This window comes from Leptospira perdikensis (genome assembly GCF_004769575.1).
Classification (GTDB): domain Bacteria; phylum Spirochaetota; class Leptospiria; order Leptospirales; family Leptospiraceae; genus Leptospira_A; species Leptospira_A perdikensis.
In genome coordinates this window covers 1,184,424-1,199,034 of the sequence record NZ_RQGA01000003.1, presented here as the reverse complement: position 1 = coordinate 1,199,034, position 14,611 = coordinate 1,184,424, and the positions used below count along the sequence as shown (strand labels likewise).

Here is a 14,611-nt window from a genome sequence, read left to right as displayed (position 1 = left end):
TTATGGAACAATACGATATCATTGTCATTGGTGCAGGTCCTGGTGGGTATGTGGCGGCGGTTCGCGCAGCCCAACTCGGCAAAAAAGTAGCCATCATTGAAAAAAGAAAAACACTCGGTGGGACTTGTCTCAACGTAGGTTGTATCCCTTCCAAAGCCCTTCTCGATTCTTCTGAAGAATATCACAAAACAAAACACAAATTAGCCGACCATGGAATCTCCGTAAAAGATGTAAAAATCGATATCGCGAAGATGATGGCACGTAAAGACAAAGTGGTTTCTGAGGTGACATCCGGTGTAGACTACCTGATGAAAAAAAACAAAATCACTCGTTATTTGGGTCATGCCAGTTTTGTATCTAAAACAGAAATTTCGATCACCGCAGAAGATGGTAAAAAAGAATCCATAGCTGGAACAAACATCATCATTGCTTCCGGATCTACCCCAATTGAAATTCCTCCCCTTCCTGTAGATGGAAAAAACATCATCACCTCTGACCACGCAATCGGTTTGGATTCTGTTCCAGAACACCTGATCATTGTCGGTGCAGGTGTGATTGGTTTGGAACTGGGATCTGTATGGTTACGCCTTGGTGCTAAAGTCACTGTGGTAGAACTCATGCCACGTCTTTTCGGAACGGCTGACCAAGCCATATCCAGTTTAGCGGAACGATTGTTAACTGGGCAAGGGATAGGTTTTCTCTTTGAAACCAAAGTCCATGGTGCCAAAGTCAAAGGCAAAAAAGTAGAAGTAGAAATCGAAGGCAAAGACGGCAAAAAAACCATTCTCGAAGGAGACAAGGTTCTTGTTTCCATTGGTCGCCGTCCCAACACGGACGGACTCGGTGCCAAAGAAATTGGAGTCGAAATGACTGACCGTGGCCGCGTAAAAGTAGAACTCAATAAATTCCAAACCAATATCCCAAATATCTATGCGATTGGGGATGTGGTCGATGGCCCGATGCTTGCTCACAAAGCAGAAGACGAAGGGATTGCTGTTGCCGAACTCATTTGTGGAAAGTATGGCCATGTAAATTACAAAGCCATTCCTTCTATCGTTTACACTTGGCCAGAAGTGGCTTGGGTGGGACTCGGCGAAGAAGAACTAAAAGCAAAAGGTATCGAATACAAAGTGGGTAAGTACATGTTCAAACCGAACGCTCGTGCCAAAGCCATGAACGAAACGGATGGACAAGTAAAAGTCATCGCTGACAAAAAAACGGATAAACTTCTTGGAGTTTATATCGTAGGTCCTCGGGCCTCCGATATGATAGCGGAAGCTGCGATTGCTTTTGAATTTGGAGCCAGTGCGGAAGACATTGCTCGTTCTACACATGCCCACCCCACTCTTTCCGAAGTGCTTCGGGAAGCGGCGATGGATGCTGATGCGAAATGGTCGATCCATTCGTAATTTAACTGTTGTTTTGTTGTTTTAGGGAGATTATATGACAACCGACCAGATGATGAGTTTATACGGCGATAACGTCGTATTATTGGAAGAGTATTACAAACAGTTCAAAGAAGATCCGCAAAGTCTTTCAAAAGACTGGATCGACTTTTTTGGAGAACTGGAAAGAACATCCGTATCCAGTAACGGTTCCAACGGGAATGGATTTAATGGAAATGGATATGTAAATTACGCATCCACCGAACACCGGAAAGGTTCTTCACTCAGCGACTTCGGTATCATCAACCTTCTCAATGCCTACAGAAGACAAGGGCACTTAGCAGCAAACCTCGACCCACTCGGAATCAACAAACCCAACCGCGAATTCATCGACCTCAAAGTCAAAGCCCTAAAATCTAGCGACTTAGAAACAGAAGTGGATTCCGGAATTGTGAATCTTGGGAAAGCAAAACTAAAAGACGTCATCGATTGGTTTGAAAAAACCTATTGCGGATCTATCGGTTGTGAACACTACTACCTCGTCAATGATGAGGAAAGAGAGTGGTTACAAAATCGTATGGAACCACTCGCAAACAACGAACCCATCAGCAAAAAAACCGCCTTACGTTTGTTTGAAAAACTTTACCAAGCTGACAGTTTCGAAAACTTCCTCGCTAAAAAATTCGTAGGGAAAAAACGTTTTTCTCTCGAAGGTGGGGAAACTATGATCCCTATGCTTGATACCCTTGTGGAAGAAGCGGGTGGTCATAAAATGGATGCACTTGTGATTGGTATGGCGCACAGGGGGCGTTTGAATGTGCTTGTAAACATCATTCGTAAACCTGCGGGCCTTATCTTTGCTGAGTTCGAAGAAAAATTAAACCCAGGCCAACTTGGTTATGCGGACGTTAAATACCATCTTGGGTATTCCAACAATGTCATGACACATTACGGAAAAGAAGTCAAACTCTCCCTTGCCTTCAACCCTTCTCACTTAGAAGCCGTAGACCCTGTCATCTTTGGATCGGTTCGTGCCCGTCAAGAAATGGCAAAAGACATTGACCGCTCTAAATTTATGCCAGTGGCCATCCATGGGGATGCTGCCTTTGCTGGACAAGGGGTTGTGGCAGAAACTCTCAACATGATGAACCTAGATGGTTATACTGTTGGAGGAACTTTCCATATTGTAATCAATAACCAAATTGGATTCACCACTCTACCGAGCGAATCTAGATCTACTTTGTATGCGACTGACCTTGCCAAAGGTTTCCAAGTTCCTATTTTCCATGTGAACGGAGATGATCCGGAAGCCACATATCGGGTCACAAAACTTGCGTTAGAATACCGTCAAAAATTCAAAAAAGATGTGATCATTGATCTTATCTGTTATAGAAGACTTGGTCATAACGAAACGGATGAACCAACCTTCACACAACCACAGATGTATGATATCATCAAAAAACATCCAAAAACCATCAAAATTTACGAAGAGAAATTGTTGCAACGTGGTGACATCACCCCTGATGAAATTCAATTCATTAAGGATGGAATTGCCCAAGGACTTGAAGACTCTTTCCAACAAGCAAAGGAAAAAGACACTCGGATTACCGTAGACACACTCGGTGGTGTTTGGTCAAGATACACCAAAGAACCTTTGGATTCCGATGTTCATACACAACTCCTCCAACAACAATTAGGTGGAATTGTCAAAGCAGTCACAACCCTTCCAGAAGGATATACAGCGAATCCAAAACACATCAAGGTTTTAGAAGACCGTAGAAAAATGGGAGCGGGAGAACTTCCTATCGACTGGGGATTTGCAGAATCTCTTTCTTTTGGTTCCATTTTGGAAAACGGATTCCCAATTCGCCTCGGTGGACAAGATGCACAAAGAGGAACTTTCTCTCATAGACATGCCACTCTTTCGGACATTGTGAACGGGAAAAAACTCACCCTTCTCAACCACATCAGCGACAAACAAGCAAAGATCGATATTGTGAACTCCTCACTTTCCGAGTATTCTTGTCTCGGATTTGAATATGGATATTCCCTTGCAGATCCAAATAGCCTTGTGATGTGGGAAGCTCAGTTTGGTGACTTTGCGAACAACGCACAGGTGATCTTTGATCAGTTCATTTCCAGTTCGGAAATCAAATGGCAAAGGATGTCTGGTCTTGTTTGTTTACTCCCTCATGGATACGAAGGACAAGGTCCGGAACACTCGTCAGCAAGACTCGAACGTTTCCTCCAACTTTGTGCTTTGGACAATATCCAAGTGGCAAACCTTACCACACCGGCACAGTACTTCCACATCTTACGTCGACAAATCTTACAAAGTTTTAGAAAGCCACTCATCATCATGACACCGAAGTCACTCCTCAGGTTGAAAGATGCGGCTTCTAGTTTGGAAGATATTACCACTGGTGCTTTTAGAAAGATCCTTCCTGATCCAGTAGCAAAACCGGAAAAAGTAGAGAAGTTACTTTTCTGTTCTGGAAAAGTATACTACGACCTACGTAAAGCAATTGATGCTCAAAAATTGGAAAACGTAGCTGTCGTTCGGATCGAACAACTCTATCCGTTCCCAGAAAACCATATCCAACAAATGATTACAAGTTATGGAAAATTGAAAAAATTTGTATGGGTACAGGAAGAACCAAAAAACCAAGGAGCTTGGTTTTTTGTTCGGGATCGTATTGAAGCCGTGATGCCAGAGAACAAACGTTTGCATTATGCAGGCCGTTCTGAGTTCCCAAGTCCTGCTTGTGGGCACGTGGTCACACACTTAAAAGAACAAGAAGATTTAGTAAAGGATGCCTTATCTTAAAAAATAAGCCATCCCACTACAAAAATCAAAATTGTTTAAAAGGAGCCTTGAGAGAAATCTCAGGGCTTTTTTGTTTGAATGACAGTAAAACTTTCAAAACCAAAAAATGAAATATGAATTAATCAATTGACAAACCAGCAAGCGGCCGTTAAATTCTCTGAAATGAGAAAAGTATTCAAACATTCGTCACAAGTAACCTCTATTTTTGTTATATTCTTTTGTTTATTGAGTACCACCATTTTTTCCCAGACACAAAAACCGGAAGCCGTTTACGGATTTTATAAAGGTGGATTTTATATGTCAACGCTTGGAGGAGAAACCGCATATATAGGCGGAAGTCTCATCCAAAGGGAACAAGCTTACCAAAACGGACTCCGGACACAAGCAACTCTCGGAGTTATGCCTGTTCGAATGATCGGAGTACTTCCTTTTCCGCAAAATTTCCCTTTACCAAATGACAAGGTCCAGGCGGGAAATACACGACGAGCTACCATGGAATATGGACTGACTGAACATATAGGATTGTTTATTTCCTATAGTACAATGTCGGTAGTGGCACAAGGAAATAACCAACTCGCCTATCCGGATCGAAATAGTCCTAATGGATATACAAATTATGTGGAAGCAGTTCCGTTAACGAATACCCTTTATAAGGATCGAAACTATGGATTAGGTCTGAATTACCATTTTTTATCAAGGAACAAATTTGATCCATTTATTGGTTTAGAAGTGAGTATTCTCAATTTTGATGCTAAATATAGAACGGGACAATTGAATAATTTATACTATCCTACTTACACACATCCAGGTACAGGAATTGGTGGTAGAGTTGCGTTAGGTATGAATTATTACGTTACCCCAGAATTCGGTTTTTCTTTAGAGCTTTTTGGATCTCGTAAAATTCTTAAATCAAATGCGTTCTCTTCAGAAGCAATCAACCATGCGGGATTTCAGTTTGGATTTATTTTTAATTTGGATGCAATCGGTAAATACTAAGGAATCATTCCAAAGATCCACTCAGAACTCCCTTAAACGTAACCGTATCAAAATCAAAGATATGAAGTTTGATTTCCGGTTCAGGGAGTTTTCGTCTTTTATTCACTTGTTTATCGGGGTTCTTTCCTAAAATTAACGTTAGGTGGTTTTTTGCAGAATTGTAAACAACTTTACGAAAATGGAATCCCAAAGGCAAAACAGTTTCTAGTCGACTAGTCTCTGGATCAAACAGATAAACCAATTTGTGGTCTTTATAATTGAGAACTCCATCTAAATTGCTATCTTCAGTGACAGCTAAGATAATGATTTTTTTCTCTAAACCTAGGACATCTTCTTTAGGGTCATCGATGGTGTTGGATACAGTTTTTTTGGCAAAATCGCCGGCAAAAAAATCCCAAATATAAACATCATGAGGAAAAAGTTTTTGGACCTTTCCATCTTTTAAGTTGATAGAATATAAATTTCTTGCATGAGATAAAATCCCATCAGGACCAAACCCACCGGACTCAGTGACAAGTCCATGTGGATAAATAAAGTATTGTTTCCAATAAATTTTCCCATTTCCATCTTCTAAATCTAAATTATCAGAAGGTTCAGGAGAATTGTCTTTTTCTTTAGATTCTGGAGTTTCTACAGTCACTTCATACCCATCATCATAAAGGCGCCAACTCTTAGATAAACTAAAAGTTAACACCGCAAGGATGAGTAAAAAAAATAGAAAAACTCCGACTCTAAACTTTTCCATTATTTGTTCGAGTTATATGCCTTAATTGCGCTAAACACTTCGTCAAGCTCCGAATCTGTCATATAAGCAAACAGAGGGAAGTTGAGAACAGATTTGGAAATCCTACGAGCATTCCCATCTTTGCCAAATCTCTCAATGAGATATGGCTTTGCGCCAGGTTGGTCAGACATGGCCCCAGGATAAATATTTCCAAATCCAATCCCTTTGTCTTTTAAAACAGCTTCAATTTTAGGACGTACTTCAGGATCCACCAAAGTTACGTTACAATAACCATTTTCGTCATAACCTTTGGGTGGTTGGATGACACCAATTCCTAAACCCGGTAGTTCTTTATAATATACGTTTTGTGACTTTTTGCGGGAATCAATTCTTGTTTGTAGATGTTTTAAAGACAAATTGAGAAATGCTGCCTGTAAAGAATCCAGTCTTGAGTTCCATCCCACAAGTCCATGTTCGTAATGAGAGGTTCTTCCATGGTTCACAAGACGACGTGTCACGATAGATAACTCTTCATCATTTGTAAATACAGCACCACCGTCACCAGCAGCACCTAACACCTTTGCAGGGTAAAAGGAAGTTGTGGATATGAGCGCATCTTTGTATAACGATTTTCCATTGTGTTTCACACCAAAACACTGAGCTCCATCTTCAATGAGAGCCACATTCTTTTCTTTGCAAAATTTACGGAGTTCTTCAATTTTTGATGTTCCCCATCCATACAAATGAACAACCAGAGCAGCCTTTGGTTTTACTTTTTCTACTGCTTCTTGAAAAACTTGAAAGTCCATTTGTAAATCAACAGGATTGGTATCAATGGTGTAAGGATCACCACCCACATTCACAACCGCTTCAAAGGTTGCCCAAAATGTTGAATCCGGTAACAAAACTTTATCACCGCGGCCCACTCCCACAGCACGAAGAGCCAATTGTAAAGCATCGGTTCCATTGGCACAACCAATGGCATATTTTGTTTCTGCCCAAGTAGCAAGACCCGCTTCTAAATCTGTAACTTCGTTTCCACCGATAAACTGTGCGTTTACGGACATGGACTTTACTTTTTCATTCCAGGTGTCCAAAAATCCTGGTTCAAATCGTTTGATATCTATAAATGGAACTGCCATTGTATGCCCTTTTTAATTACTTATTTGTGAAAATTTGATGAAGCCAACCATTGAACTCTTTGGAATACATGGTCCAAAGAAAAAATAATGCCCAATACAGAACCGTCCCATAAGCGAGCGCAGGGATCAAGGTTTTACTTAAGTTATTGGATGCGGAATAATAAATTCGAATGAGAACGAGAGGCCATAAAAAAAATAAAAATACATAGATAGAATTTCCCATAGCCGAGATCCAAAGAAGTGCCTCCGCTTTTGGATTTTCTTTCCAACGAGTCACACCTTCCCAAAATTCAGGAAAAAACTGAACTAAATAAAAACAAAACACGAGAAAGAAAAAGAACTTCCAATGTGACTCCAAATCTCTTCGAAAGAGAGTGAGAAGAAGGCCCACAAACCAAATGAAAAGAACAGGAAAGGCAACGGTTTCCAGTAGTGTCATGAAATCTTTTTTAAGTCTCCGTTAGTCGTTCTAAACAGGAAATGAGTCCTGTTGGATCTGCGATCCCTTTTCCAGCAATGTCAAAGGCTGTCCCATGATCCGGGGACAGACGAGTAAAATCCAGTCCTAAGGTTATATTGACTCCCTTCTTCCCTTCAAGCAATTTAAATGGGATGAGTCCCTGGTCATGATACCCTGCCAAATACAAATCGTACGCAAACCCCCCCGGCAAAAAAGCAGAATCTGCTGAAAGTGGACCTTCCACAGAAAACTTTGCTTTTCGTAAGATTTGGACACCGGCCGCAAGGATGGTCAATTCTTCATCCCCAATCTTTCCCCCTTCACCCGCATGTGGGTTTAGTCCCAAATAAGCAATTTTTGGATTCTTTAGAAATCTCGAACGGAGGAGGGCTTTGGAAAGTTCCTTCCAAGAAAACTTTTTTAGTTCTTTTACCACGTCTTTCAAAGGGACATGGGTGGTTAAAGGAATTACGTTTAATTTTTCACCAGACATCATCATAAACGTAGGGCGTTTATAATACTCAGCCAAGGTTTCTGTATGACCTCTAAATCCTTTGATTCCTGCTTTTCCAACCCACTCTTTTGACAGCGGAAGGGTGATTAAATCAGCGCCTAATTCCTTTTGCCAGTCCATAGCAGCGAGTAAAGAATCATACGCCATCCTACCTGAGGTTTTGGAGGGTTTACCTAAAATAAAGTTACGTGATTTTTTAGAATCTGACCAAGGGAGAGAATAAAACCCGGGTGCGTCAATCGGCCGAGTCAAGTTTGGAAGTGAGGGAACCGTGAGATTGTGAGGGCCACGGATAAAATAGATGCGGTGGCGTTTCCCTAAGGATTGCAACAATGGGAAGGCAGAAACCATAAGCTCGTAGTTGATACTTGTTGGATCGCCTTCCGAAATCAGAATGGTTTTCAATTATTCTTTTGCGTTTGGTTGTTTCCCAAAAATTTTCTCAACACTTAAAGAATCTTTGGAATATTCCAATTCGATTAGGTCTTTGGCACTATGTTTGAGGTCGTTGGAAATCATACAACGTCCTTCGAGAATCACCCCATTTTGGATGATGAGTTCCGGAGTTTTGATATCGCCGAGGATTTTAGAAGTAGGAAGGAGCATCACGCGGTTTCTCGCAGTCACGTTTCCAACCACAATTCCCTCTACGATGACACTGGCAGCAGTGATGTTGGTTTTGACCTTTCCGGTAACACCAATGTAGAGGTGTTCGGCTTGGAGGGATTTTCCCTCGAATTTACCGTCAATTTTTAAGGATCCATTGATGAAGAATTTACCATTGAAGTAAGAATTCTCACCAATAGTTGAATTGGTAACTTCGGTCTGATTTTTGACTAATGCCATGCTGTTACGAGTCCGTGAATGTGATTTTTCACAGTGTCCTTGTTCCCCCCGGGAATGAAAAGGTTTTTTTACCCTCGAAAAGACGGGAGTCGAATCAAATCACAAGCTTCTTCAGCGAATTCTTGAAATTCACGAAGGCCTTCCATAATCGAACGACCTTCCAAAACCGTGGCCTTTTCAAACCTCGGATTGAATTTGATCGGTTCTTCCATGTTCATAATGACATTATTCCCTTCTTTGATGTCTTTGTTCACCGCAGTCAGAAAGTCTCTAAATTTACCAAGGGTTTCGAACGATTCTGCGATGAAGATTCGGGATTGTTTGTTTTTCATCCGTGAGAGCTGTTCACGGAACTCTTGTTTGTCGGCAGCCGCATATTCCTCTACTGTTTCCACTAGGATCTTCATGTTCCGCCGTAAGTTTTCCATATACTTAAGAACTGAGTCCCTTTCTGTAGCATGGGAATAATCAAATTTAATATGTCCATCCCCAAGGATCGGAATATATTCCAAATCCATAATATTCACAAGAGTACCTATTTGATTGATTTCACTATCATTGGAATTGGGAGAAACTTTCATCACCGGATACTGAGATATAATTTTGTGTTTGAGGTTCTCTGGATTTTCCTCTCTGGTTTTAGCGTTTCGCATAGTCTGCTCTAAATTATCAGGAATACCTTCCGGTGATACCTCTTGCATCCGGCGTCTATAACGTTCGATATCAAATGCAACTCTTTCCTTTTGCAGATCATTTTTGGCATTTCTTTCAATTTTCTCCAAATTCCTTAGCATTTTCTGCAATTTGGAGAGTTCCATAATCTGTTCTTGTGAGAGTGGCATCTTATACCCAACCTTCCGGAATGTTTGTCGATTCTCCCGTTGCGATCAGCGTTCGTTCAATGGAGTGCGCTAAAACGTCTTCCCCGTTGGTCTTCAAAACACGCCAATACAAATTAAGAGCTAGAGGTAAATATTTCAATCGACCGGCTTTTTTATAGAAGTTTAAAAACTTATCGTTTTCCTTTTTCACAAAAGCAATCGTCGCCAACTGTAAATTGATAAAATAAGAATAGGGACGAAGTATTAACTCAGCTTTTAATTCTTCTTCATAACGAAGACCATCATTTCGAAATCTTACAACGGTTTCCACAAACGGATCCATTTCGTGTGACAACTCATAACCAAACCCATAACCATGGGTCCAGTCCCCACGAAGATTAGTTTCCAATTCCTCTCGGTAATGTAAAAATGTTTCTTCTGGAAAGTATCGTTTTGCATACCGCAACGCCGGGAAGGCAGGAATTTTTCCCATCGAAACGAAACGAAATTTTTGTTTCTCCCACTCTTCCCATTCTGCGTAAAACCCAATGAAAAATTTCCAAAATCGAAATGTCTCGTCTCCAATAAACCAACCCATTTCAATTGTATGAAAAAGAACTCCAGAGATTTGCCAATGAGAATCTACTGTGACAGCATTGGTTAGAGTTTTAAAATCTAAATTTTCTTTGTTCCCTTTGATATATTCAACTAACATATGTAAAATGGAATTATCATAAGGTAATTCTGATGATTCCCAACCAAGTAAAAACAAAAACCGACGGTTGTCATCGGTTTGACCGAAAAATTCTTTGGTTTTTAAGACCCAGTTTCGAAACTCGAGAATTTTTCCTGCATACAAGAGTCCAAACCCAACAAGTTCCCAATCTTCTCTCTCCATCTCTTCAAACTCCCGATTTTGACAGAGTTTCCAAATTTGGTCTAATGATTGGCTCGGGAATGTGGAAGGTGCCGTCAATTGCGGGTCTCGGAACCGATTGGCGACTTCATTTTCCCCCAAAACGGAACAAAGGCTGAACCCCCCAGAAAAATCGGTCGATAAATAGAAGAGATAGTTTGCAAATCGAGACTGATTGCCCGAAAAGAAGGCACGTAAATCTGGCCAGAGCTCTGAGAGTGTGGCCGTTTTAGGAAGATGAGGCGTCTTGTGGAATTCGATATGATATTCCGGCCATTGCAGTTTGTATTCTGTTTGTAAGCTCATAAGGAGAGGAACCTTCCCTCTCTAAATTCGTAATCATAGGAAGTATGCATGAGGCATTTTTGGTTAGCAAGTAGAATTCTTCTCTTTTTCACAACATCCCTATTTGCGGAAACTGACCTTCAATATTTAATCAAATCACACCAGTGGGGGCAAATCGAAAACCATTTTCGAAATACAAATCCTTCTCGTGAAAGTGAAGTGTATAGCCTTATTGAATTTCACGAAAAGGCACCTAACGGAGACAAGGAGAAACGATTTCGGTATTTGATTTCTCTTGTTCGTGGGGTTTTTGTCACTGAATCCTCGGAAGAGGAAGTAAGAAAAATTCTGACACAAACAATGCCCTTCCAAACCACAATTTTTAAACTTAGTTATTGGAAATTGTACACAGAAATCACACAAAGGAACTACCTCACACCAGCAGAAAGAATTCAGTTTCTCGGCCGCCTAAATCTTGAAGAAGATCCCATTTGCAGAAGGTCACTTGATGAACTTGTTCGCCTCCTTGCGGCAAACAACCAATGGAAAGAAATTTTAGATAAAATTAATTCCATTCAGGAAACACATAAAAAATACCTTCTTACCGGTGACACACAATACAGATACGGAAAAGCAAAACTCATATTAGGTGATGAAAAATCAGCTGTAGAAGAATGGTTGAATCTTCTACAGAGAGATGGGCTCTCTGACTCCACTGTCCATATGGTCGCAGCCGATTGGTCCAAATACAAAGGATCTGGAAGTATTTTACAGTTAGCTCCATCAGAACTGACCCTTCTTCTTCCAGCAATCAGCCATAACGATAAAGAAGCCTTGTTTCGCACAAGACCCGAAGTTTTTTCTACTAGACTTGCTTACTACGAAGGATTTAAACACCTAACATCCGTCTTAACAAAAACAGGAAAAACTAACGAACTTTTCCGAGTATTACGTGCAAACAAAACCTTTGTTGATATGGATTCGTCCTTTATCGTTGCCCTTGCCGATATTTTGTACCAACAAAATAAATTCCAGGCGGCCATTGAACTTTTAAGAACATTTCCAGGAAAAGATGCAGGATATTACCGAGTTCTTGCCGCCTCTTACGATCGTCTGGGTGACCGGGAATTGTATTTTGAAAACCTAATTCTGTATTTAGGAAAGTATCCCTTTAATCTGTTTTACCAAGACAGATTGATTGAATATCTAGTGGATCGCAAAGGAGATAAATCAAACTATGCTCCTCTTGTAAAATTTGAAAGGGCACTTGCAGAAATTCCAAACCTCCCAGTCAAAGGCCGACTCGTATATTGGTATCTGCGCTCTCTAAAAGAAAGTGGAGAAACAGAAAAATTAAAAAAAGAACTCAAACGTTATTATGCCCTTTGCCCCGGTTCTTATTATACACGTGTGATCCGAGAAGAATTTTTATCCATCATCAAAGAATCAAATAAACCCGACAATCCCACCTATAACAAAGAATATCTTTTTGAATACTTATCTTATACCGCCGGAATTCCAGAAGAATCCTATGCCATCCTTGGTCGCAATTTGGGATTTGTGTATCCAAAAGATTCTTATGAATTAGGCAATAAACTGGGAGGAATGAGTTCCCGAATCCAAGGACACAAACTTCTAAACCTTGCCAAAGAATACTTTCGCGTCGGAGAAGATAGTTTGGGACTAAGTCTTGTCAACTTCCACATAAAACGGGAAAACCTTTCCGAAGAAGAAAAAGATGAAATTTTAGTAGGGATTGGTGACTTAACATATAATACGTATTATACGGCATTTCACACAAGATCACTCCTCAAAAGACATTTTATCCCGGATGATCCTATCCTTCTCCCGACTTCCCTCTCCGTTCGCATCTATCCAAGACCTCACCAAAGTCTTGTCTCGCGCTACGCAAACGAAAATGATATCTCAGAAGACAAAATCTATGCCTTGATGCGACAAGAATCCTTCTTTAAGGAGACAGCCACGTCAAGATCCAATGCGCGGGGTCTTATGCAAATTATGCCAGCGACGGGCAAAGAACTAGCCTCTCGGATGGGAATCACTTCCTACTCCCTGTATGAACCGGATACCTCCATCCGTTTGGGGACAAAATTTTTAGCCTATCTTTTAAAATCCAATGGGAACGAATTGAAATGGGCATCCATCGCATACAATGGGGGGCCTGGAAATTTACGAAAGTGGAAGAAGTCGGTTTACTCAGGCGATTTTAACCATTTTCTAGAGGATCTTCCATACAAAGAGTCGAGAGATTACTGTCGCATCGTGGTTTCGAATTTCTACGCATACGACATCATGAAAAAATACCATAAGTTGTAAAAAATGGCTTTTCCCCACCCTTTCCTCTCTCTATCCTTTGAAATAGACAGAGATATACAGGAGAAGATATGTCCGAAAAGGCAATTCTGAAAGTGGATGGAAAAGAGTTCGAACTTCCAATTTTAGTAGGAAGTGAAAACGAGAAGGCAATTGATATTACTAAACTCCGCCAATTGTCCGGTTATGTTACGATTGATTCCGGTTATTTAAATACAGGTGCTTGCACCAGTGATATTACCTTTCTCGATGGAGAACAGGGAATCCTCCGTTACCGCGGAATTCCTATTGATGATTTGGCCGCTAAGTCTACTTTTACTGAAGTAGCTTATTTACTCATCTACGGCAAACTTCCAAACGACGCACAACTCAAAGAGTGGAATACTTCCATTACTAATCATACAATGATCCATGAGGATCTAAAACGATTGTTCAACGGTTTTCCAAAAGATGGACACCCGATGGCAATCATGTCTTGTATGATGGGATGTTTGTCTACATACTACCAAGATAGTTATGATCCGATGAATGAGGAACACAGAGAAATCTCCATCATTCGACTTCTTGCAAAATTCCCAACGATCGCAGCTTACGCTTATAAAAAATCAATCGGCCAACCAATCATCCATCCACTCAATGAGTTAGATTATGCATCTAACTTCATGAATATGATGTTTGCGGTTCCTGCTGAAGATTATCATATCGATCCAGAAATTGTTTCCGCACTCAACTTGTTACTCATTCTACATGCAGATCATGAACAAAACTGTTCTACATCTACTGTACGTTTGGTGGGATCTTCCCTTGCCAACTTGTATGGTGCGATTTCTGCAGGAATCCTTGCACTCTGGGGACCTCGTCACGGTGGTGCGAACCAAGAAGTATTGGAAATGTTGGAAGGAATTAAAAAGAGCGGGCTTTCTGTGAAAAAAATCGTAGAACAAGCCAAAGACAAAAACTCCAGTTTCCGATTGAATGGATTTGGTCACCGCGTTTATAAAAACTTTGACCCACGTGCAAAAATCATCAAAGTAGCTTGTGATAAAGTTCTAAACAAACTAGGAATCAAAGACCCACTCCTTGACATTGCAAAAGAATTGGAAGAAGCCGCTCTTAACGATCCATACTTTGTAGAAAGAAAACTTTATCCAAATGTTGACTTCTACTCAGGAATCATCTACCGTGCCCTTGGAATTCCGACCAACATGTTTACAGTAATGTTTGCTATGGGAAGACTTCCAGGTTGGATTGCGCAGTGGAAAGAAATGATTGAAGACCCAAGTTTAAAAATCGGCCGACCACGCCAAATTTACACTGGTCCTCAAGAAATCTCTTACGAAGCAGCTAAAAAACAGGCATAA

At 40.7% G+C, this 14,611-nt stretch carries 12 protein-coding genes; 5 read left to right on the top strand and 7 right to left on the bottom strand.

The features are described 5' to 3' along the window. Positions 1 to 2 precede the first annotated feature (2 nt). From lpdA to EHQ49_RS06910, 3 genes are all read left to right on the top strand, one after another. Positions 3 to 1,409: a dihydrolipoyl dehydrogenase gene (gene lpdA, locus EHQ49_RS06920; protein ID WP_135577611.1), complete on the top strand. Its 1,407-nt coding sequence runs from the start codon at positions 3 to 5 to the stop codon at positions 1,407 to 1,409. A 34-nt stretch (positions 1,410 to 1,443) separates the two neighbouring features. Continuing rightward, entirely contained in the window at positions 1,444 to 4,212 is a 2,769-nt protein-coding gene (locus EHQ49_RS06915; protein ID WP_135577609.1) for a 2-oxoglutarate dehydrogenase E1 component, read from the top strand. A 126-nt stretch (positions 4,213 to 4,338) separates the two neighbouring features. Beyond that, positions 4,339 to 5,208, top strand: coding sequence for a hypothetical protein (locus tag EHQ49_RS06910; RefSeq protein ID WP_244241379.1), 870 nt, complete (start codon positions 4,339 to 4,341; stop codon positions 5,206 to 5,208). 4 nt (positions 5,209 to 5,212) lie between these two features. On the opposite strand, the gene EHQ49_RS06905 is transcribed toward EHQ49_RS06910, so the two are convergent. From EHQ49_RS06905 to EHQ49_RS06875, 7 genes are all read right to left on the bottom strand, one after another. Beyond that, positions 5,213 to 5,953: a hypothetical protein gene (locus EHQ49_RS06905; protein WP_208732168.1), complete on the bottom strand. Its 741-nt coding sequence runs from the start codon at positions 5,951 to 5,953 to the stop codon at positions 5,213 to 5,215. Then, the gene (locus EHQ49_RS06900; protein ID WP_135577605.1) at positions 5,953 to 7,074 is read right to left on the bottom strand and encodes a DegT/DnrJ/EryC1/StrS aminotransferase family protein; all 1,122 of its coding nucleotides are present in this window, start codon (positions 7,072 to 7,074) and stop codon (positions 5,953 to 5,955) included. The genes EHQ49_RS06905 and EHQ49_RS06900 overlap by 1 nt, the downstream gene beginning before the upstream one ends. A 16-nt stretch (positions 7,075 to 7,090) precedes the next feature. Beyond that, complete coding sequence (locus EHQ49_RS06895; protein WP_135577603.1) at positions 7,091 to 7,513, bottom strand: hypothetical protein; 423 nt, start codon at positions 7,511 to 7,513, stop codon at positions 7,091 to 7,093. A 10-nt stretch (positions 7,514 to 7,523) separates the two neighbouring features. Beyond that, positions 7,524 to 8,453, bottom strand: coding sequence for a PdxA family dehydrogenase (locus tag EHQ49_RS06890; protein WP_135577601.1), 930 nt, complete (start codon positions 8,451 to 8,453; stop codon positions 7,524 to 7,526). Next, complete coding sequence (locus EHQ49_RS06885) at positions 8,454 to 8,894, bottom strand: bactofilin family protein (RefSeq protein WP_002973191.1); 441 nt, start codon at positions 8,892 to 8,894, stop codon at positions 8,454 to 8,456. Positions 8,895 to 8,962: 68 nt separating this feature from the next. Then, positions 8,963 to 9,736: a hypothetical protein gene (locus EHQ49_RS06880; protein WP_135577599.1), complete on the bottom strand. Its 774-nt coding sequence runs from the start codon at positions 9,734 to 9,736 to the stop codon at positions 8,963 to 8,965. 1 nt (position 9,737) lies between these two features. Continuing rightward, complete coding sequence (locus tag EHQ49_RS06875; protein WP_135577597.1) at positions 9,738 to 10,937, bottom strand: LBF_1011 family protein; 1,200 nt, start codon at positions 10,935 to 10,937, stop codon at positions 9,738 to 9,740. Between the two features lie 48 nt (positions 10,938 to 10,985). On the opposite strand from EHQ49_RS06875, the gene EHQ49_RS06870 reads away from it, so the two are divergent. Both EHQ49_RS06870 and EHQ49_RS06865 read left to right on the top strand, forming a co-directional pair. Next, positions 10,986 to 13,253: a lytic transglycosylase domain-containing protein gene (locus EHQ49_RS06870; protein WP_135577595.1), complete on the top strand. Its 2,268-nt coding sequence runs from the start codon at positions 10,986 to 10,988 to the stop codon at positions 13,251 to 13,253. 68 nt (positions 13,254 to 13,321) lie between these two features. Continuing rightward, the gene (locus tag EHQ49_RS06865) at positions 13,322 to 14,611 is read left to right on the top strand and encodes a citrate synthase (RefSeq protein ID WP_135577593.1); all 1,290 of its coding nucleotides are present in this window, start codon (positions 13,322 to 13,324) and stop codon (positions 14,609 to 14,611) included.